19 protein-coding genes and 1 pseudogene are annotated in these 22,041 nt (G+C 40.4%); 16 read left to right on the plus strand and 4 right to left on the minus strand.

All coding sequences use genetic code 11. From position 1 onward, the window contains the following. The first annotated feature begins 193 nt into the window (after positions 1-193). From kdgD to SB775_RS14805, 6 genes are all read left to right on the plus strand, one after another. The gene (gene kdgD / locus SB775_RS14780; RefSeq protein ID WP_410862024.1) at positions 194-1,126 is read left to right on the plus strand and encodes a 5-dehydro-4-deoxyglucarate dehydratase; all 933 of its coding nucleotides are present in this window, start codon (positions 194-196) and stop codon (positions 1,124-1,126) included. A gap of 17 nt (positions 1,127-1,143) precedes the next feature. Beyond that, a complete protein-coding gene (gene gucD, locus SB775_RS14785; protein ID WP_284469861.1) occupies positions 1,144-2,607 on the plus strand; it encodes an alpha-ketoglutaric semialdehyde dehydrogenase GucD in 1,464 nt (487 codons plus the stop codon). A gap of 87 nt (positions 2,608-2,694) precedes the next feature. Beyond that, complete coding sequence (gene garD, locus SB775_RS14790) at positions 2,695-4,230, plus strand: galactarate dehydratase (RefSeq protein ID WP_410862025.1); 1,536 nt, start codon at positions 2,695-2,697, stop codon at positions 4,228-4,230. Positions 4,231-4,410: 180 nt separating this feature from the next. Beyond that, on the plus strand, positions 4,411-4,863 hold the full coding sequence (locus tag SB775_RS14795; RefSeq protein WP_410862026.1) for a GNAT family N-acetyltransferase: 453 nt from the start codon (positions 4,411-4,413) through the stop codon (positions 4,861-4,863). 149 nt (positions 4,864-5,012) lie between these two features. Further along, positions 5,013-5,324, plus strand: a complete 312-nt coding sequence (locus tag SB775_RS14800; protein ID WP_410862027.1) for a hypothetical protein — start codon at positions 5,013-5,015, stop codon at positions 5,322-5,324. Between the two features lie 63 nt (positions 5,325-5,387). Then, a complete protein-coding gene (locus SB775_RS14805) occupies positions 5,388-5,867 on the plus strand; it encodes a VOC family protein (RefSeq protein WP_410862028.1) in 480 nt (159 codons plus the stop codon). A 155-nt stretch (positions 5,868-6,022) separates the two neighbouring features. On the opposite strand, the gene SB775_RS14810 is transcribed toward SB775_RS14805, so the two are convergent. Next, a complete protein-coding gene (locus SB775_RS14810; protein ID WP_410862029.1) occupies positions 6,023-8,029 on the minus strand; it encodes a serine hydrolase domain-containing protein in 2,007 nt (668 codons plus the stop codon). Between the two features lie 410 nt (positions 8,030-8,439). Between SB775_RS14810 and SB775_RS14815 the strand changes: the two genes are divergently transcribed. Both SB775_RS14815 and SB775_RS14820 read left to right on the plus strand, forming a co-directional pair. After that, positions 8,440-8,889, plus strand: a complete 450-nt coding sequence (locus tag SB775_RS14815) for an ASCH domain-containing protein (protein WP_284469865.1) — start codon at positions 8,440-8,442, stop codon at positions 8,887-8,889. Positions 8,890-8,991: 102 nt separating this feature from the next. After that, positions 8,992-9,690 (plus strand): polysaccharide deacetylase family protein, encoded by a 699-nt coding sequence (locus SB775_RS14820; protein ID WP_410862030.1) that lies wholly within the window; start codon positions 8,992-8,994, stop codon positions 9,688-9,690. A gap of 150 nt (positions 9,691-9,840) precedes the next feature. On the opposite strand, the pseudogene SB775_RS14825 reads toward SB775_RS14820, so the two are convergent. After that, a pseudogene (locus SB775_RS14825) lies at positions 9,841-10,226 on the minus strand (transposase); the annotation flags it as partial. A 794-nt stretch (positions 10,227-11,020) separates the two neighbouring features. Between SB775_RS14825 and SB775_RS14830 the strand changes: the two are divergent. The 6 genes from SB775_RS14830 to SB775_RS14855 all read left to right on the plus strand — a co-directional run bounded on the left by SB775_RS14830 (position 11,021) and on the right by SB775_RS14855 (position 17,568). Beyond that, positions 11,021-14,056 carry an efflux RND transporter permease subunit gene (locus SB775_RS14830; protein ID WP_410862031.1) on the plus strand — a complete coding sequence of 1,012 codons (3,036 nt, stop codon included), beginning with the start codon at positions 11,021-11,023 and terminating at the stop codon, positions 14,054-14,056. Positions 14,057-14,342: 286 nt separating this feature from the next. Next, positions 14,343-14,993: a DsbA family oxidoreductase gene (locus SB775_RS14835; RefSeq protein ID WP_410862032.1), complete on the plus strand. Its 651-nt coding sequence runs from the start codon at positions 14,343-14,345 to the stop codon at positions 14,991-14,993. Between the two features lie 69 nt (positions 14,994-15,062). Beyond that, complete coding sequence (locus tag SB775_RS14840) at positions 15,063-15,665, plus strand: nitroreductase family protein (RefSeq protein WP_317778060.1); 603 nt, start codon at positions 15,063-15,065, stop codon at positions 15,663-15,665. Between the two features lie 484 nt (positions 15,666-16,149). Further along, on the plus strand, positions 16,150-16,317 hold the full coding sequence (locus SB775_RS14845) for a Fur-regulated basic protein FbpA (RefSeq protein ID WP_410862033.1): 168 nt from the start codon (positions 16,150-16,152) through the stop codon (positions 16,315-16,317). Continuing rightward, positions 16,310-16,459, plus strand: coding sequence for an FbpB family small basic protein (locus SB775_RS14850; protein WP_377384702.1), 150 nt, complete (start codon positions 16,310-16,312; stop codon positions 16,457-16,459). The genes SB775_RS14845 and SB775_RS14850 overlap by 8 nt, the downstream gene beginning before the upstream one ends. Before the next feature lie 545 nt (positions 16,460-17,004). Beyond that, positions 17,005-17,568, plus strand: coding sequence for a peptidoglycan-binding domain-containing protein (locus SB775_RS14855; protein WP_410862042.1), 564 nt, complete (start codon positions 17,005-17,007; stop codon positions 17,566-17,568). Between the two features lie 613 nt (positions 17,569-18,181). On the opposite strand, the gene SB775_RS14860 is transcribed toward SB775_RS14855, so the two are convergent. After that, positions 18,182-18,628, minus strand: a complete 447-nt coding sequence (locus SB775_RS14860) for a hypothetical protein (RefSeq protein WP_410862034.1) — start codon at positions 18,626-18,628, stop codon at positions 18,182-18,184. Positions 18,629-18,901: 273 nt separating this feature from the next. On the opposite strand from SB775_RS14860, the gene SB775_RS14865 reads away from it, so the two are divergent. Beyond that, complete coding sequence (locus SB775_RS14865) at positions 18,902-20,338, plus strand: phospholipase D-like domain-containing protein (RefSeq protein WP_410862035.1); 1,437 nt, start codon at positions 18,902-18,904, stop codon at positions 20,336-20,338. Positions 20,339-20,499: 161 nt separating this feature from the next. Continuing rightward, entirely contained in the window at positions 20,500-21,351 is an 852-nt protein-coding gene (locus SB775_RS14870) for an MBL fold metallo-hydrolase (protein ID WP_410862036.1), read from the plus strand. A gap of 139 nt (positions 21,352-21,490) precedes the next feature. Here SB775_RS14870 and SB775_RS14875 read toward each other — a convergent pair whose 3' ends face one another. Then, positions 21,491-21,826, minus strand: coding sequence for a hypothetical protein (locus tag SB775_RS14875; RefSeq protein WP_410862037.1), 336 nt, complete (start codon positions 21,824-21,826; stop codon positions 21,491-21,493). Positions 21,827-22,041: the final 215 nt, after the last annotated feature.

Genomic DNA, 22,041 nt, shown 5'->3' on the forward strand with positions numbered 1-22,041 from the left:
TTTGTCAATGTCTTTTTTTTATATCGTTTTTCATTTTTAGCTCCTTAATTATCTTGTTTTTTTGTATATATTAGAAGCGAAATTATTGAGGGATGAGGTGATGATTGACTTTTCAGAAAATAAAAAATATACGATTGACTAGACGGTGTATTTGTCTTACAATAAAACAATAATAAGCAAGGAGGAATAGATAATGAATAAAATTCGCAAGGCACCTAAAGGGATTCTCGGATTTCCCGTGGCACCATTCACAACAAGTAATAAGCTTGATGAACAAGCACTCGCACAAAATATCCAATTTCTAATAGATGAGGGACTCGAGGCTATTTTCGTGGCATGTGCGGCAGCAGAGTATCCATCGTTAAGTAAAGAGGAATATGAAGTGATGGTAGAGGTGGCCGTATCCGTAACGGGTGGAAAAGTCCCTGTATACACAGGTGTAGGAGGAAATATTCAAACTTCCCTGGAACTTGCAAGAATATCAGCGGATAGAGGGGCAGACGGATATTTAATATTACCTCCATATCTTGTTACTGGAGAACAGGCAGGTCTGGCGGCTTATTTCAAAGCTATCGCAGAGAGTACAGACTTAAATTCCATAGTATATCAGCGTGATAATGTTTCACTTTCAATACCAACTTTGGAAGCACTTGCGGAGGTCCCGCAGGTGGTCGGTGTCAAAGACGGTCTAGGCAATATGGAGTTGAATGGACTCCTTACACAAACCTTCGGAAACCGTTTTGGCTGGCTGAACGGAATGCCGCTTGCGGAAGTTACCATGTCGGCCTACGTTCCACTTGGCTTTGACTCTTACTCATCGGCGATATCCAATTACATCCCGCACATCTCACGGAAATTCTACAATGGCATTCTGAGCGGAGATCAAAAAACGGTCAAAGAAATTTACCAACAGGTCATCATGCCAATCAACAATATTCGCCGTCAGCGAAAAGGGTATGCCGTTTCTCTCATTAAAGCAGGTATGGAGATTATGGGAATGCCGGTTGGCCAAACAGTCAGATTACCGATTCTTCCGGTGGAAAAAGAACATTATGCAGCAATGCAAACGATATTAGAGAATGCTTTAGATCGTTTTCCAAAAGAAACACCAATTCAATCAATCTAATAAGGGCGGGATTATATATGATAACTACAGTTCAAACAAAAACGTATCTTAACTATATTAACGGTGAATGGGTTGCTTCCATTTCAAAAGAAGTTGAAAAAAGTTTAAACCCAGCCGATAAACAGGCCATTGTCGGATATGTACAAAAATCTAACGAGGCTGACTTGAATCGTGCAGTAGAAGCGGCGAAAAAGGCGAAAGACAAATGGCGCAAACTAGCAGGATCAGAGCGCGGGGAGTATCTATATAAAGTAGCCCATATTCTTGAAAAGCGGATTGATGAAATCGCAGAATGTGCAACACGTGAAATGGGTAAGACCTTTGCAGAAACAAAAGGGGAAACGGCACGCGGTATTGCGATCCTGAAATACTATGCAGGAGAAGGAATGCGTAAAGTGGGGGATGTCATTCCATCCACCGACAGTTCAGCGCTTATGTTCACGACGCGCGTCCCGCTTGGTGTAGTGGGCGTCATTACACCTTGGAATTTCCCAATCGCCATCCCGATCTGGAAGATGGCTCCTGCTCTCGTTTATGGGAATACGATTGTGGTGAAGCCAGCCACAGAGACGGCCATCACCTGTGCGAAGATCATGGAGTGTTTTGAAGAAGCTGGTTTACCTGAGGGTGTTATCAATATGGTCACAGGGCCGGGCAGTGTCATCGGGCAGGGCATCGCCGATCACGAAGATGTAAACGGAATTACCTTTACCGGCTCAAACGGCGTTGGAAAAAGGATTGGACAAGCGGCGTTAGCACGAGGAGCGAAATACCAGCTTGAAATGGGCGGGAAAAACCCGGTAATCGTTGCAGCGGATGCGGATCTTAACCTGGCTGTAGAAGCAGTCATTACAGGCGCGTTTCGTTCGACGGGGCAAAAATGTACCGCGACAAGCCGTGTCATCGTTGCAGCTGAAGTTTATGAAGAGTTCAAGCAGTTGCTGGTGAAAGAAACGAAAGGCATTTCCATCGGGGATGGATTGGACAGCGGGACATGGATGGGACCATGCGCTAGCGAAAATCAATTAAAAACGGTTCTTTCCTATATCGAAAAAGGAGTCGAGGAAGGCGCTACACTTCTAACTGGCGGAAAGCGTGCTGAAGAAGGCACTCAGGCTAATGGCTTTTATGTAGAGCCTACGATCTTTGATAACTGCACGTCAGATATGGCAATCGTACAGGAAGAAATTTTTGGTCCGGTGATTGCTTTATTGAAAGCTGAATCAGTCGAAGAAGCCCTGCAACTTGCGAACAGCGTCGAATACGGCCTGAGTGCTTCGATTTTTACTGCCAATATCCAACATTTGCTTTCATTTGTTAACGATATGGAAGCCGGATTGATCAGGGTCAACGCAGAGAGCGCAGGCGTTGAATTGCAGGCACCATTTGGCGGCATGAAAAACTCCAGCTCCCACTCCAGGGAACAAGGAGAAGCAGCAAAAGAGTTTTTTACATCCATTAAAACGGTGTTTGTAAAATAAGTGTCTGAAACAGATATTTTAGCTGAAGAACCATCTCGTGAATTTTTAGTGATGTTGTTAGCTTTTTTAGAATGAAGGAGTGGTAAAGTGGATACAAAAACGCAGCTGACGGAGGTACCGCTTTATATTAAGGTAAATAGGATGGACAATGTCGCCATCGTGGTTAATACGGGGGGCTTGGATCAAGGAACCGTTTTCCCTTGTGGGCTTGAATTGAAAGAAAGAGTGCCACAAGGTCACAAAGTGGCTTTAATGGATATAGTCGAGAATGAAGCCATCATCCGCTATGGGGAAGTTATCGGTTATGCGGCTGAATCAATCAGTAAGGGCTGCTGGATTGACGAGACACTGGTGATGCTTCCGGCTTCTCCGGATTTAAAGGAATTGCCGGTAGCAAATGATATACCCGAAACTTTACCCCCGCTTGAAGGATATACATTCCAAGGATTCCGCAATGAAGATGGCAGTATTGGAACCAAGAATATATTAGGGATAACAACAAGCGTTCAATGTGTAGTGGGCGTGCTGGATTTCGTCGTGAACCGGATAAAAAAAGAGCTTCTCCCGAAGTATCCCAATGTTGATGATGTTGTCGCCATCAATCACAACTATGGGTGTGGCGTCGCAATCAATGCACCGGAAGCAATTATTCCCATTCGCACGATACAGAACCTTGCGAAACACCCGAATTTCGGCGGCGAAGCTTTGGTAGTTGGATTGGGGTGTGAAAAACTGTCTCCAATGAGAATAAATCCAAGCGGGGACGATTCAGATATCATTTCACTTCAGGATCAGCAGGGATTTGCGGGAATGGTCCAATCCATTATGGAAATGGCCGAGGAACGTTTAATCAAGTTGAACCGCAGGCAGCGGGAGACGTTTCCGGTTTCCGAATTGGTCATCGGAACGCAGTGTGGAGGAAGTGATGCATTTTCTGGTGTGACCGCTAACCCTGCAGTAGGTTATGCTACAGATCTGTTAGTTAGGGCAGGGGCAACCGTTTTATTCTCTGAAGTCACAGAAGTGCGGGATGCGATTCATCTATTGACGCCCCGTGCAGTGAATGAAGAAGTGGGGAGAGCGTTAATAAAGGAAATGGACTGGTATGATAACTACCTTGCTTTAGGTGATGCCGATCGAAGTGCCAATCCGTCACCAGGAAACAAAAAAGGCGGATTGGCCAATGTAGTGGAAAAATCATTAGGCTCCATTGCCAAATCCGGAGGCAGCCCCATTTCAGGCGTACTGGCTCCGGGTGAAAAAGCAACAGAAAAAGGGCTGATTTTTGCAGCTACACCAGCTAGTGACTTTGTTTGCGGAACGCTGCAGCTCGCTTCCGGCATGCACCTTCAAGTTTTTACAACTGGAAGGGGCACACCTTATAATCTGGCAATGGCTTCCGTCATCAAAGTATCTACACGAAATACATTGACCGAGCAATGGAAAGATCTCATTGATATAAATGCTGGAACCATCGCTACAGGTGAGGCAACCATAGAGGATGTCGGGTGGGAAATATTTCACCTCATTTTGGAAGTGGCCAGCGGTAAAAAGAAAACCTGGGCAGAGCATTGGGGCCTGCATAATGATTTGGTACTTTTCAATCCTGCGCCAATTACCTAATAATGATTTACTAAGAAGGACTTCCTTTTAAAGGGGGCCTTTTTTTGTTGGTCCAATTTTTACAGTTGCATTATTTTTCCTCCAGAAAAGAGGACCGCCTAACTTTTAGTTGAAGTTATTAATGAAAGATTGGTTTCAATCATGACGAAAAAAAGGGCGATACTGAACAGGAGGGATATTATGGTCACATTCAGGAATGCGACAGGAAAAGACTTAAGTGAAATAGTACGGATGCTGGCGGATGATGTATTGGGGAGGGAAAGGGAACGCTATGAAAATCCCCTTCCTGAAAGCTATCTAAAAGCATTTGCATCCATTGATGCAGATGGGAATAATGAATTGATCGTAGCATGTCTTGGTGAGGATATCGTTGGGGTGCAGCAAATCACGTTCACTCCTTATATTACCCATCAAGGAGGTTGGAGAGCTACGATAGAAGGGGTTCGGACTGCATCTTCAGAGCGGGGGAAAGGAATAGGAAGCAAGTTGATTCTATATGCGATTGAGCGTGCAAAGGAGCGGGGGTGCCATATCATTCAGCTGACGACAGATAAAAAGCGGGAAGAAACGCTGCGCTTTTATGAACGTTTAGGATTCAAAGCTACTCATGAGGGTATGAAAATGAAGCTTTAATTCAACGTTTTTTATCCTGTCACCGGGAAGGTTGCTGCGGCAACCTTTTTTGTGCACAACTACCGATTGGTATTATATGTTAAAATTATTTGTGAGATAATTTTTATGGAGAAAAACTATTTAAATTACGATCATGAAAGGGTGGATTGATGGAAAACGATGCATTTATTCAGAAGAGGTACGGTGTAATTAGTTTTATTTCATTCGTCATTGGAATTATTTGCTTTTTTATAGTTTTTGTTACACCTATTAGAGTTGCAAATATCGGGGGCCTGGCTGATGATTATATAACATTTTTCCTTACGATTACCGGTATCGTCCTTTCTATCATAGGTATTTTGAAGAAAACGGAGAAAAGAGTGATTCCTATTATTTCTTTGGTTTTTTCTTCGTCTTTCTTTATATTTTGGGTTATCGTCATCACTTTGTTAGTAACGGGTGAAATTGAATTTGCCCCGTAGAACAATAGGATAAAGGGATTGAATCAGGATGGTTTCGATCTGACGAAAAAAGGGGTGTATTGAATGATAAGAGGTTTATATGAAGCACATTTACCGGTTCGTGATTTGAATCGTTCCATTGAATTCTATGAAGGGCTTGGTTTGCAGTTGGATCATAAGGTTGAAGACAACCTGGCTTTTCTATGGATTGAAAAGGATAAAAGTTGGTTGGGGCTTTGGGAAACGGAAAAAGTGGAGGTTGAGTATCATCCTTCCATCAGGCATATAGCTTTTGAAGTATCATTGGAAGATTTAAAGAGCTCAGTCGTATGGCTTGAAGATAGAGGCTATTCGCCAAGAGAGGCTTTTGGATTTGCACCAATTGAACCTTTCGTCATGCCTCATGGGGAATATGCGCACGCTAAAATTCACTTTAATGATCCAGACGGCAACAGTTTAGAATTTATTAGTAAACTGGAAAATCCTAAAAAAATCATGAAACGTATGTATTTAAGTGATTGGGAACAAATGAATACAGAAGCGAAAAAAGCGAATGACAGCTGAATTGACGGTTGTGAGAGCTACATGTTTTTCTTGTTATTGTTAAGGTAAATCAAAAGCCATGCTTACCTATTTGATATTCATGGCTTTTGGCAGATTATTTGATTGAGAATCCATTTATGACTAGGTGCTGGCAGTATTTCTGTGGGGCCATTTGGTTACTTGATTTTGAAGGGCAGTGTATAGTAACCAAATGCCTTATCAAGCAATGCACTAGCTTCTTGACGAAGTAAAGGCTGCTTTGAACGGAAATCTATAGAACCATCTGCCTTGGGTTTAATATCGGGATCAATAATTCCTTGTGATACAAGCGCTTGAGTAGCTTCAATCGCCCATTTATCGGTTTTTCCAGTTATTTTGACCTTTGGAGCGGGTTGGATTTGCTTTAGATTTTGAATCATGACTGCTGCTGTTTGTCTTGTAATGACAGTATTGCGGTTATAATTAGGAATGCCGGAAATTATTTTCGCTTTATTCTTCTCAATATCATCGGGAAAACCAAACCAACCATGTGCACGAAGTAGTAAATCTGCAAACTCTCCCTGTGTCATGATACCTTCCGGATGGAAGCGGTTGTCTGGTTGAGTCTTGAATATGTCGAATGCATACAGATTGTCGATGTGTGTCTTATACAAACTGTCATGCGGTACATCTGAGAAAGGCTTCTTTGTAGGCATTTTTTGTGCATCGGCAATAAAATCCAGACCTGTTGAACTTGTGTAATAGAAGTATTTAATCCGATTCTGATGATCTTTCTTGAACGCTAATTTATTTCCAGCTTCATCTTCAAACAACAGGGGATGAACCATCTTCAAGGTGTGCTTGCCTGAGGGCCCTGCCTCCAGCAACAAGCTACCGTTCTTATAGGTGAACCTGTATTTTAAGAAATGGAAGCGGGTGTTCTGGTATAATCCAACATATTTAGCGGCTTCTTTACTGCTTAAAGGCGTGTAAGTGGATTTCTTTGGCTTCTTTTTTTCTGGGAAATAGTGATCCATAAACTCTTCAAATACTTCTATACTCATCATGGAATCATTGTTATACGACATGTAAAAGGCGGTATTGCTCTTCGGCAATAATGCAATTAACGATTGATGTCCAGGCATGCTTCCGCCTTTTAGAATTACATGGTGACCATTCATTAAATCGTTGAAGAATCCTTCGAATCCTCCGACAGTTGTCATGGGCAGAGTCTTATCTGCAAACACCTGATAGGATTGCATTTGCTCTAACGATTTTTCACTGATAATTTCCTTCCCTTTAAATTTACCTTGCTGCTGAAACATGGTTAAATACTTAGCCATATCATCTCCCGTAGAAAGAATGCTGCCCTGTGGCCCATCTGTCGGTGCATGACCGGAAGTTGGATGTGGCGTGCCTTTATCATCATAGTGTACAGCCATCCTATCGAGCAGTTCAGGGGTGAAACGGGTACTTGTCGAGCTCATTTCCAATGGCTTGAATATATTCTTTTCCATATATTGATCGAATCTAAGGCCGCTTACGTTTTCTATCGCATAGCCAGCCAATAAAAAGGCAAAATTATCATAGGTATATGATTCTCCAGGTGTTCGAACTACAGTCGGCATATGCTCTTTAAGAAACTCTTTCATCGGAATTTCCTGGTTTATATAGTCAGGTGAGGTATACGTAGTAATATCAGGCAGATCTACACCACTTGTATAGGTAAGCAAATTAAACATGGTCAGTGGAGTTCCTGTTTTATTGGGTACTTTCAAGCCATCTAAATATTCATGAATATCATGGTTCAGATCAATCGCGCCTTTATCAGCAAGCTGCATCGCTGCCAAGCCTGTAAAAGTCTTTGAAACGGAAGCGATTTGAAAGACGGTATCCTTATCCACTGGTATTTTCTTATCCTTATCAGCATAACCATAGCCTTTGTTTAACAGGACCTTCCCATCTTTGACAACTACAAAATTGGAGCCATTCACATTGTATTTCCCCATCTTATCGACAAGCACCGAATTCATGAACGATTCTACTTCTTTAGCATCTTGGGGGCCGTTCGTACTTATCTTTTTTGCTGGTTTTTGAGATTCTACTGATTCGGTTGGGACATTGTTAATTGCGGTGCAAGCAGTAAAAGTGGTGGCAGATAATAATAGACAGGCAAGCCCCAAATTACGTGTTTTCGTTTTCATGTTTTTTTCTCCTTTATTAATCGATTTAATTTCCTAGTCATCTCCCATTCCTGATTGACCTTAAGGCTGCATCATGAATGGATCTAACCGAGTATCACAAATCGCTTGTCATTTACACAAGTTACCTTTTGTCACTCTTTTATCAAAAGTTGTTACAACATTAGTAATAACAGCTAAGTAATGTAACATGTTTTTTAGGGGGATTTTTGTTTTGATCCAGTTACTCCAAGGGTTTTGAAGTATCATATGACATTATGAAACTGGTAAATCCGATATTAGGCGATTTAGAATGGGGACTTAGTTGAGAACATGAAGAGGCGAATTATGCGTGACCTGATCATTTCTGCATTTCTCTTAAAAGCAGCGGTTCAGCCTTTAAATGGGACAAAATAGAATGGAGAGATCATAGAATGAATGTTAAAGCGGAATTATATTGGAATGAATTTTGGCAAGGGAAAGGTGAAGAAAAACCTCAGTCAGTCAGTGCGTGGCAATTCGGGGCTGATCCCGATCATTTGGCTCAATTAGTGATGGATGGGATAAAAACGGCTACTTGCTCTGGTTATGTTTTTTATGAAGAGGAAAATGAACCATTACCATCCGTGGGTGATTACAGCATTATTTTAAGTAGCGAAGATGTGCCCTTAGCCATCATCCAAACAGTGAAGGTCGAAGTATTGCCGATGAATGAAGTGAGTGCAGAGTTTGCGATTGCAGAAGGGGAAGGAGATCGAACATATACATACTGGTGGGATGCACATGAAAAATGGTTGAAAGAAGCATTGGACAAAATAGGCCAAACCTTTAAAGAAGATATGCTGCTGGTGTGTGAGCGTTTTGAATTGATCCATGTAAAGTGAATGTGGACGGTTCGTTCGGAAGAGAGCAATAAGTTTTTTCGTTCAGTGATTTGCTATAATAAGTCATGAATTTAAAAGCTTTTAGAAAGATAGGTCATAGTCATGAAAAAGAAACTGAGATTCATTGGGGTGGGAATCCTGGTTGTTTGCCTCCTATTGCTGGGTACGTATAAATTGATGAATTCGAGAACATATCAGGTATTCGGAGGATTAACCGATAAGGTAGAGACGGATCAAAAAGTGGTCGCTTTGACTTTTGATGATGGTCCATCGAAGAATGTAAATCAGATCCTGCCGTTATTGGATAAATACGATGTAAAAGCTACATTCTTCCTGATTGGTAACGAAATCGAAAAGTACCCAGAGGAAGCTGGGAAAATAGCGGAAGCCGGACACCAGATTGGGAATCACACGTATTCCCACAGGCGAATGGTTTTTAAATCGCCCTCCTATATCAAAGCGGAAATCGAGAAAACGGATAAATTAATTCAAAACTCCGGATATAAGGGTGAAATTGACGTTCGGCCACCAAATGGGAAAAAGATCGTTGGCTTGCCATATTACTTAAATAAAAATGATAGAGAAACCATTACCTGGAATCTGGAACCAGATAGCTATTACACTTCAGCTTCTGATAAAGTGAAGTATGTGAAGGAAAATATAAAACCAGGTTCGATCATCCTGATGCATCCGATGTATGATGATACGGGTAAAGAACTTCAAGCGATTGAAGGGATAATACAAGAGTTAACGAACGAAGGGTATACGTTTTTAACGGTCAATGAACTTCAAGAGTTGTAGGTTCATTTTTACAGTTTCGGGAAAAAGGGTTGCTGCGGCAACCCTTTCAGTTTGTAGACAAAAGGGGTTCGGAATTAAAACATTCCGAACCCCTTTTGAAATTCCCTGCCATGAATATAAAGAAGATGGCCAAGGGGATATGGCAAGGTCTTTACTTTCGGTACACTTTGATAAAAATGGACAGGCCACACAAATGTGTTTTGGTGATTTGTACTCGAGATAGCCCTCTTTATTCGTTGTTGAGTACTTTAAAATCTCGTCCGTTGGGCAAGGGTAACAATCAAAATGTTCATCGTAAACATAGTCATGTTTGCAGAAGAATCCTTCCTTTGTTCGAGGACGTGTATACGGTAAAGCTGGTGTTATTTTATGACCAAATAGATAGCTTGTAATCGCCGGTGTTTTATAAGCTGCATCTGCAGCAGCAGCTTCTGGTTTCCCAACTTTTTCAATTACTTGTCCAACAAGTGGCTCTAAGATGTGACTATCATGCGTATTTCCAGTGTTACAATTGTCCCCAACACAATGGCGGCCTCTATTTTACGAACCAAATGGTTCGCTGGATCAGTTGATCTAAAGTAATCATTTCAAGTTGATCTCGCTTAATAGAATCATGTTTAAAAAGCATCCTTATGTCCTCAAGTTTTAATCCTTCTAGCAAAAGGGGCTCCATCTAAATGTTAAAACAAAGTGATTGGAGCGGGTGTTCGAGACTCCTGCGGGGAAAGCGTGTCTAGGGGGACCCCGCAGGCGCAAGCCAAGGGCGGACCGCCCGCGGAAAGCGAGTCCCCTACGTTCTAATCAACGTTCAAATTGTACAACCCCTTTTTATTTTCTCGCTACTAAAAAGGTATTTAACGAAATACTGAATAGTACAAAATGTTGGCGGCATATTGTTTCTTAACGGAATGATGTTGTGGGGCATGCTTTCGTACAAATAAAGCTTTAAAAATGGGGCTGGTTACGTTGTATCGGAATAAAAATACCGCTCTGATCATTATTTTAGGGATCCTGTTACTCCTATTCCTTGTTGTGATGGCTTTCCGCAATATCACTGTATACTTCGTGTATAGTTCAGGCATCGGACCTTTATTATTTATCTGTCTTATCATATTGGCGATCATTATGCTTTTTTTAAAAGTTTACAAGTAATAAAGTTTTGATAAATGAGGTTGCTGCGGCAGCCCTTTTTTATGTGGAGCGAAGGCCCTGCCATGCCTCGTAAGTTCTGGGTAAAAAGTTATAATTTTCATGCACTTTAATTAGTAATATATGGTAACATTAAAAATGGGATTATTTTCTTTAATTTACAATCAGGGGAGATGTGTGCGTGGAATTTTTTACTAAGTGGTCGTTTAAGAACAAGGCTGCCGTATCATTGGTAACCATATTTATTTTGTTGATAGGTGTTGTTAGTTATTTCAAACTGCCGATGGAATTTTTACCATCTGCTGACAATCCACAAGTTACGATTATCACGATGGGGCAGGGCACCGATTCGAAAACGATGGAAACACAAGTTACAGATCCGATTGAAAGAGCAGTCACTGGAGTTAAGGGAAAGAGCTCAATATACTCCACAACGGGAGATGGGTTTTCAAAAGTAGATCTATTCTTTGAATCCGGATCGGATATGAAACAAGCAAAACTTGATGTTAAAGAGGCTTTAGACAATGTAGCATTGCCACAAAGCATGGCAAAACCGACTGTTACACAGCTAAATACATCAATGATTCCCATTTCATTTATTGCTGTTACTTTTAAGGACGGATTAACAGCTGAAAATATAGACTTTGCGAAGAAGGAATTAGAGCCTCTGTATAAAGATATTAAAGGAGTTTCGGATGTACAGACATTTGGAATTTCCCAATCTGTTCTTTCAGTCAAAGTGGATAATGAACAATTGGCTAAAAAGAAAGTTTCGATCCAAGATGTCATGAGTGTCCTTAACGGTCAGAATACAGCTCTAGCCGTAGGCGAAAAAGTGATCGATGGGAAGGCTAGTAACATTAAGGTTATTGGGGATTTAACAAGTATTGAAAAATTAAAAGGGTTAAAGGTCACTCCGAATGTCACACTTGGAGAGATAGCGAAAGTTGATGAAGCGAAAGATGGTAATCTCATCAGTCGTTTCAATGGAAAAGAAAGCATTGATATTAGCATTATCAAGGACAGCCAATCAAATGCTGTCACAATCAGTAAAGAGGTTGAAAAAACAGCAAAAGAAATCAATGAAAAGTATAGTGACCAGAAATCGGCCATCTATTTATCGACAGCTGATATGGTGGAGACTTCTGTTCAGACGATGGTAAAAGAAGTGCTGCTTGGTGCGCTATTCGCCACCATTGTGATCATGGTCTTTTTACGAAATATACGGTCTACATTTATTACAATCGTGTCCATACCGCTATCTCTTGGCTTTACGTTATTCTTGCTGTCATTGTCGGGAGTGACGCTGAATATTTTAACGCTAGGCGGTGTCGCTGTAGCCATTGGGCGCTTAGTGGACGATAGTATTGTTGTTATTGAAAATATTTTCCGGAAAATGCAGCAGGAGAAGATTTCCATCCAATTGGTGATGGAGGCAATAAAAGAGGTAGGAGTGGCGATAACAGCCTCAACCCTTACTACTGTAGCTGTTTTCTTGCCTGTAGCTTTATTGAACGGAGGGCTTCAAGAGTTTCTGCTTCCTTTCGCTTTAACGGTCACTTATTCATTGCTGGCTTCTTTAATTGTCGCATTAACGGTTGTTCCTTTAATGAGTGCGGGATTGCTGAAAAGAGCGAAGCTGCCAAAACATCGACCAGCTAAGCGTTTTACCAAGCTGGTTACTTGGTCATTAAACCATAAATGGGTTGTCCTGATTGTTGCGTTGCTGTTGTTTGTCGGTTCCATTGGTACATATTTTGCCATGCCAAAAGGGGCGATTGACAATTCTTCAGCTGACTATGTCTCAGTGACGTTGACTTATCCAAATGATCAGCCCTTTGATAAAGTAAAAGAAAAGGCGATAGAACTCGAAGAGAAAATGCAGGATATGAGTGATGTGGATAATGTGTTCATGCAATTAGGAAACTCTGCCGAAAGTGCTCAATACGGCGCAGTCACATCACCTACAGAAGCTACATTCGGTCTTTTAGTGAAGGATAAAGCAAACATAGATACCATCTTGGAGGAAATCGAAAAGCAAAAAGAAAACTATCCTGGTGCGAAGCTTACGACCACCGCCTCTTCATTTATGATGGGTGCTTCAAAGACGAACATTACGATAGATGTAATTGGCAGCAGTGCGGAAGATTTGGAGCTGACAGCTAATAAGATCAAAGGGAAAATTCAAGGTATTAAAGGGATTGAAGATGTTACAACGAACCAGGACGAAAAGAAAACCATTTATTCATTCAAGGTAGATCCGGCTAAAGGCAACACAGAACAAATAGGTCAACAACTTGGTATCATGCTTAATAAAACCCCAATCGGCAATATCACGCTTGCGGATAAGCAGACACCTGTAGTCCTTGAACCAATCTTAGATCCTAAAAAACCAAAGGATTTAAAGAATATACCTATAATGACAGATGGCGGTTTAGTCCCGGTATCGAAAGTTGCTTCTTTAAAGAGCGAGGAGAGTGCAACAACCCAGTTCCATAAAGACGGAGAAACGTATCTTCAATTAACGGCAACGGTCGATCCTGCCAAACTTTCTGATATTGCTAGCAAAATAAATCTTGTGATATTTGGAGACAAGGAGACCAAGGGGCTTAAGATTCCGAAGGATGTAGATATTTATATTGGGGGAGCCAGTGCCCAGCAAGCAGATGATTTTACCGATTTGTTCCTTACGATGTTAATTTCGATAGGCATCGTCTTTCTGATCATGGTTTTAACCTTTAAATCAATTAAAGCACCGATCGCCATTTTATTTTCATTGCCGTTCGCTGCGATCGGAGCAGTGTTAGGATTGGTAATCAGTCGTATTCCAGTGGATATTACAGCACTGTTGGGTGCGCTCATGTTAATTGGAATTGTGGTGACAAACGCTATTGTGCTTCTCGATCGAGTCAAGCAAAACGAAGAAAAAATGATTATCCGAGATGCGATCGTTGAAGCGACAGCTACGAGATTCCGTCCGATCATTATGACGGCTGTAGCAACCATTTGCGCCATGCTGCCTCTTTTATATAAAAAGGCGGAAACGGGAAGTCTTGTTTCACAAAGCTTAGCAATCGTTGTCATTGGCGGGTTAGCTGTATCAACACTGCTCACACTCATCGTCATTCCATGTATATACGAATTGCTTTACTTTAAAAAGTCGAAAAAACAGAGAAAGAAAAAGAGAGAACCCGTTAAAGAACACATTGAGATGTAAGGGTGCTTAATAAAAAAGTTTGCAGAGAAAGATTCACTTCCTCTGCAAACTTTTTTCTTGCATTTCGATTTAAAGCTTTTTTAAAATAATGCTTGACTTATATACCACCTGTAACTAAAATGATTACAGCAAGGTGAAACACATAACAGTACAATCGCAAGCAGCAATCAATTACGTACTGCTAAATCCAATGCATTCTATATTTAGAGAAAGCATATTTTTTTACTCTTTATTGTAACTGACTTGGTTACAAATGGGAGCTAATGATAAAAGGTGAGGGAATAATATGACAGTGAAAATTAAAGCGTATTCTGATTTTATATGTCCATTTTGTTTTTTGGGCAAAGGTCCTTTAGACGAAATCGTGAAGGAAAAAGATGTAGAAGTGGAGTGGATGCCATTTGAACTGCGTCCTAGTCCATATTCGAAAATTGATCCATGGAAAGAACCTGATAAGTTGAGTTCATGGGATTCTTATATTCTTCCTGTTGCGAAAAAACTAGGGATTGATATGCGTCTACCCCGTGTTTCTCCGCACCCATATACACATTTGGCGTTCGAAGGGTGCCAGTTTGCAAAGGAGCACGGAAAAGGTAATGAGTTCCATGACAGAGTTTTTACAGCATTTTTTCAAGAGGAACAAAATATTGAAGATATTGAAGTATTGACAAAATTAGCAGGTGAAGTTGATCTTCCCGAGGATGCTTTTAGAGAAGCGTTAGTGTCACGGAAGTATCGTGAAGTGCATCAAGAAGCACTAAAACATGCCTATGAAGAAGCGGATATTAGGGCTGTTCCAACATTTATCATTGGTGATGAAGTGATCCAAGGACTCGCTAGCAAAGAAAGGTTAGCGCAAGTCATAGAGAAGGAAGCAGCAAAAAATAAACGGAATGAATTTGATGGCTTGCATTGCGATAGCAAGGGGAATTGCTAATAACGTTCTGAGCTATTAAATAAATATCAATCTATCCTATTAAATTAAACATAATTTGGAGGAATCAAAATGTCAGCAACTACAACAAATTTAAAAGAAGCAATCATCAATCGCCGTTCGATCCGTAAGGTGAAAAAGAATGAAAATATTACGAAAGAAAGAATTAATGAAGTTTTAAAAACCGCTTTACATGCACCAACTTCATTTAATATGCAAAGTGGACGAGTGGTGGTAGTGATGAATGACGAACATGAAAAGTTTTGGGATATCGTAAAAGAAACACTTCGTTCGCGCGTTCCAGAAGAGAGCTTTGCGGCAACAGTCGAACGATTACAAGGATTTCGTGATGGAGTGGGCACAATCCTATTCTTTGAAAATCAAGAAACGATAAAGCAAATGCAAGAAAAAGCACCATCATATAAAGAACAGTTTCCATATTGGTCCCATCAAGGAAGTGCTATGTTGCAGTATGCAATATGGATGACTTTATCAGCGGAAGGCATTGGGTCATCAATACAACACTATAATCCAATCATTGATGAAGAAGTGAAGAAAACTTGGGATATTCCAGGGGAATGGTCATTGATAGCTCAAATGCCATTTGGTGAGCCCAATGAACAGCCAGGAGAAAAGACGTTCCTGGCATTTGAAGATATTGTGAAATTTTATTAATACAAAGATTTAAGATATTCATAAAGAACCTGGAAAAGCAGTTCAAGCTAGTACATGTTTGGGATAGTAGACTTACAAAAAGCCTGTTTACTCTTAATGAGTGAAAACGGGCTTTTTTTTGAAGCTGAATGATAAAGTTCCAGCCGCATTACAGCTATAGGGAAGGGGAAGGGATTACCTTTTTTATGGAAATATCTGTTCCTGATGTTCATCCCTCATATAATTAGCAGAGGTATATAATTGACAATGAGAATCGTTTTCAACTATAGTGAATTAGGTAATAGCAATGTGGATTTGGTGTATTTGATCGAGTATTGAAAATGCACCAGGAAAGCCCTACATACGAACAATTAAGGAAATGTGAAGACTTTGCAGAGCATGCCCTTATATGGGAAAGCAATAGGAAGAAGAGGAGACTCTTCAAGTGGGATGCTAGGCAACCCCAAATACCAAAAGTCAGCATTTTTGTTAAGGAGGGTCCTTGATGATTACCCAATTAAGTACAAAGGGAGAAACAAAAAAAGAGGAACTTATACAAGAACTTCTAAAATTCGGGATTTTTAAAAAATATAATAAACAACTATACGAGCTTCCGGTTGTTGTCCTGCAAAAGGAATTCAATCACTTGAGAGGTGGATTAAAAAATGTCTAGGAGAAAGAAATCTTATGATGAACTGCTAAAAGAAAACCGGGAACTTCTGCTGCATGACAAAATTGAAGTGGAACGCATCTATACAAAAATCGATCAAAAAGCCATCAATGAAAAAAAGGGAAGTAAGCAAGTACAATCATGACTAGGTAAAAAGTAATCATTTCAAGTTGATCTCGCTGAATAGAATGATGTTTCGAAAGCATCGTCATCACCTCAAGTTTTAATACTCCTATTTTAAAACAAAAAAGATTGTAGGCAAAAGTGTTCCATCTAAAAGGCAAGACAAAGTTGATTGGAGCGGGTGTTCGAGACTCCTGCTTAGAAAAGCGCGTCTAGGGGAGACACCAAAGGCGAAAGCCGAGGGCCGACCGCCCGCGGAAAGCGAGTGCCTTACGTTCAAATCAACGTCCAAATTGTACAACTCATAAAAAATAGACAAACTCGATTTTCATCGAGTTTGTCTACAGTCTGAAATAATCCCCTTTAGGGGATTATTTTGGTTTTATTCAAGAATCGGGGTTTCCATCATATGCTGACTTTTTGAAATGCACACCGTGGATATTATTTACCATTTTTTATAATTAAAGTAATAAAACGTCAATTGAATGACCTCTTACGTTATAATGAATGGGCTCCAAAGGAAAGAAAGTCAGATTCCGCAGGAGTGTATATTTGAATGGAGGTTATATGACGTTGAAGAAAAAATTATTGGTCATTTTTCCAGCCGTTGCATTGATGATGGCCCCTCTAGGAATGGGAACCTCAATTACCCACGCAGCATCAAAAGACAATCAAACCGAGAAAATCGAAACGAAAGCGGAAACGCGCCCGACCCTCCGGAAAGGCTCCCGTTCTAGTTATGTAAGGGATCTACAGCAAAGCCTTAAAGATGTTAAATATATTGTAGGCGTTGATGGGATTTTTGGTACCCAAACACAAAATGTCGTAAGAGAGTTTCAGGTGGATCATAATTTGGCCTCGGATGGTATCGTTGGCCCGTTGACATGGGCAGCTTTAGACGAAAATAAAGTAGAAAGAAAACAGTTTACAGAGAAAGACGCGATCGCGTTAGGTAAAAAAAAGCTGGGTAACAATATCGTTTTCAGCGGTGATGGCAGGTTGCTGAAAGATGGCAAAAGAAAATCATATTACACATATAAAGCAGCAAATAAAGATTGGATGGATCAAGGCGGCTCAGGAACGATTGGGTGGTTCCACATTTATAAAGATGGCCGTGTAGTGGAAGAATAAAGGGATATTCATGCAAAAAATTCTCTCACTTAAAGTGGGAGAATTTTTATGCATCTATATTTTGCTATAAATAACAAGTAAATACAGATATAATAAGAAATGAACAGCAATTTGGTATAGTGGGCAGCGGTCACTCCTTTTCAGAAAGGGGGTGTCGCTGGTGATTTCTATTATGGACGGACTGATGCTAATGATTTCATTCGCCTCTTTAATCGTCGCAGTAATCGCGGTTACATTAAAAAAGTAACCCCCTCCATACCATCCGGCCAGATGTATGTAGGAAAAGGGTTACTTTCATGATTGAGTAGCTACTGACTTACCACAGAAAGCCGCTGCTCTTTATGCAGTTTGCTGTTCATTAAGACGCTGGTTTAACCAGTGTCTTTTTTTTATATATGTTAGTTATCTTTATTATATCCTCATTTTACCTATACATTCAACTAAAAAACATGGAAAGAGCATAACGAAGATTCAATGATGGATGTTCTATCAAGGTGATGATTTATACATATAAAATAAGCTGACACTACATTTTCTAGCGATGGAATCATAAAAAAACCCCTAAAGCTTATGGATTCCAAGCAAATCCACTTTGGGGCCATGTAAAATCAGTTTAGATTTTCGTTAAATTCCTGTCAGTTTCCAGTTTGAATAATTTCATTCCTTTATAAGATATAATCGAAGGAATTAAACAAAGTAATGCCATCGGTACACAATAAAGAAGATAGAAATGCCCTCCGTTTTCCAGTAAGGGAATATAGGCTAAAGCAGTAAAAAGTAGGACGGAAAAAATGATCGTGAAAATCCCGAAAGACTGATGATAGAACGCATGAATTTCCCTTCTTCGTTCTTCATGATTGGGTAAATTCTTTACGGATTTGTGCGTTCGGAGGAACAGGTACAGGGAGAATATTAGAAATAAAGCGGAAAATGGTAAGGCAATAGCAAATAATGAAACTTCAAGAATGGAAAGATAAAAGCTGGATAAAAAGAATACCTCTGACACACCTAAGGCAAAACAGTAATTGAAGATGCTTATTCCACCAGGTTGTTTAAGCATAAAATCCCTCCTTCTATATAATAGTATGCAGCTGCTAACATGTTCACCACTTTGTCACATTTAAAAGAAAAATAATTGCTCCAAGTTCCACCCTGGATCATCCTTTCAGTCCTAAGACAGGTAAAATGGTCACTCTAGGAAATGAAATAAGCCCTCCGGCTAACAAGCCAGAGGGTTTATTCTTCGGAGGATTTATTTAAGTTTGAAGATGTTGAATAGAGTCCGTACTTATTACGAATAGTAATAAAATATCGGGTAAAGGGGGAGAGTGCCATGACTGCACAAACGATGATTAAAGGATTTCTGCTCGTTCTTCTATTATATTTCCTGTATGTAGTGGTGACGGCAGTGGTCCTTTTCTACTTCCTCAAGGAAAAAGAAGAAGATAGGCCGATTAAACATATAAGTGCATATTTGGGAGAGAAGGATTCCACCGTGGATCGTGTCCTGCTTCTCGAAGATGGTTATGAATCGGGACTCGCCCGCATGCGAATGATCCAGGAAGCACAGCACTCAATAGATATTGCCTACTACGCTTTTGGAAAAGGAAAATCATGTGAACTTATTCTTGGAGCCTTGTTCGAAGCTGCTGACCGCGGTGTCAAGGTTAGAATCCTTCTGGATGGAATTTCTCATGGACTTAGAGGTCAATTAAGCGGTGTCCGTTATGCCCTGGCATCGGATGAAAACATTGAATTAAGGTACTACGAAACCTTTAAGCCATTTAAGCCCTGGACCTGGCATAACCGCCTCCATGACAAGATGATCACTACAGATGGAAAGTTAGGCATCATCGGAGGCAGGAATATCGCCGATAAGTATTTAGCAAAAAACGCAAACGCGCCCAAGAATTATGTCTATGACCGGGATGTACTCATTTTCAATGCTGAACAGGAGAAAGATAGTGTAATCGTTGAAATGAAGGCTTATATACATGAATTATGGACTCATCCGTATACGAGCAAAGTCTTTGCGGACCTTTCGAAAAGGCAAAAGGCACAAGGAAAAAGCGTCAGAGATACATTACTAAATCAATACAGCAAAGCTATGCAAAAAAATGCCGGTTTCGTTAATCCGTCCATCGATTGGAGCAAGTCTACAACACCTACAAAAAAAGTGTCCTTCATTTATAATCCAATCGAACGTTTCAATAAACACCCATTTGTGTGGAGATCTCTAGTGGATATTGCTGCGAACGCCAATAAGTCGGTATTTATCCAGAGTCCCTATATTGTTCCTACGGGTCCCATGAAGGAATATGTACCAAAGAATATGAATTCAAAAGCTGATTGGACCATACTTACCAACTCGGTGACATCAACCCCGAATGTGATCGCTTTTTCCGGTTACTTAGCACTTAGGGATAGTATCGTCAAGACAGGGGCAAAGCTATATGAATATTCAAAGCTTCATTCATTGCATGGTAAATCGGCTGTATATGATCAGCGATTAAGTGCAGTCGGTTCCTTCAATCTGGATTCGCGATCTGCCTTTTTAAATACAGAATCGATGGTGATAATTGATAGTGAAAATTTTGCAACGCAATTGATAGGGGCCATCGAGTCAAAAATCTCGGGTAGTACACTCGTCGCGGAAAATAAAAGATATATAGAACCACCTGAAGATCAGAAAAAGGAAAAATCTTTCTTTAAAGCCACCTTTTTAAATGCCCTTTCGAAAATAACGGTATATTGGAAGAGGTTCATTTGAATGATGACAAAAAGACAGCAATCTCAGCGATTGTTGTCTTTTTACGGAGGAAATCCGTTTAAATGGATCATTGACTAATTAACAAATGTGCAATTTGCTATAATTGAGGAAAGCTAAACAATCTTGGAGATATCATCCATTATCCGAAGGAGAACAGAAACATGCAAACCTTACAGCATCTATCGAAACATATCGTCTACCTGCCTCCAGTCCAGGAAACGGATCGGCCGGTACTTGCTGCCGTTTCCGGAACCAAGAAAACGCTCATCATCGATGCCGGTAACTCCGTCCAGCATGCACAGCTCTTTAAGGACGAATTGCTACGGAATGATCTAAACGGGAATTTCCTTGTACTTACCCATTCCCACTGGGACCATGTATTCGGACTGGAGAATATCGGGATTCCGGTCATTTGTCATGAAAAAACATACAACAATATTAAAGATATGCAGCTACTTTCATGGGAAGATCAGGCCCTTGATCAACGGGTCGAAGAAGGGACGGAGATTTCCTTTTGCGCAGATGCAATTAAATTGGAACATGGGACAAATAGAAAGATTCCCCTGCCCCTGCCCGATATTATCTTTGAAAAAAAGGTGACAATCGATCTCGGCAATGTAACATGTGTAATCGAACATGTTGGCGGCGATCATGCCAACGACTCCTGCATCATATATGTTCTAGAGGAAAAAACATTATTTCTGGGAGACTGCTTTTATGCCAATCTTTATGCCGAAAAATGGAATTATACGGCTGAAAAGGCCTCGCTGCTCGTTAAGAAAATTGAAGCCTATGATGCCGATACATATATACTCTCCCATCATGATCTACCCTGCACGAGATTGGAAATGGAGGCGGAGCTTAAGCTAATGAAGGAATGTGCGAGAACCGTGGTCGACCATCGGGGAAATCGAGCATTAATGGAGCAGGAATTGGCTAAAGGGTTAAAACGGGATTTAACTGAAGAGGAGCTCGAAACGATTGGATTTTTTGTAAATGGATACGTTGAGTGACCAATGAAATGAAAAGCCAATTGAAGTGTACACAAAAAGTTCCGCGGGTATAGGGTATGGGTTCGGTGTTCAACTGGGCTCATACCCTTTAATTTGACCTTATTCCTATGTGGAATAAACAGTCCTCAATAAGCTGATTTTACAAAAAAGAGATAATAGTTGTTATGAGTAATAGTATGATAAGAACTGATAGGAACCCTGATATAATCCCCCCTGCTCTTGCTCCTCTATTATCGGGCTGAATATGACCAATAATAAAAGAAGGGATGAAAAATATAGCTGAATAGATCTTTGTATAATGAATGCCTGTTTCTCCATTTGACCATGCGCTCAGTCCGATATTATTTAGAATACTATCTCCAATACAAAAATTATTTCCAAATCGAAAGGTAAATAATATTCCGATTAAACATAGGGCGAAAGAAAGTGAACCCACTCCGAGCTCTTTTGTTTTCTTAACCTCAATAGTTTTCATGTGTATCTCCTTGCTTACAGGAATATCTAGAATTTAAAAACATCAAATTATGGTTTTTGTAATTGTGCCATAACTTAAAGGTACAATCCCTTCATCTTCACCAGAATCAAGGGCCAGCCTTTTTCTACTTTTTAAAATAAGGCTCTTTTCGTAAAGATTGTTGTTTTTAAAACGAAACTATTTAAGGTTGATTGGAGCGGAAGTGCGAGACTCCT

It is taken from the genome of Peribacillus sp. SIMBA_075, assembly GCF_046534585.1.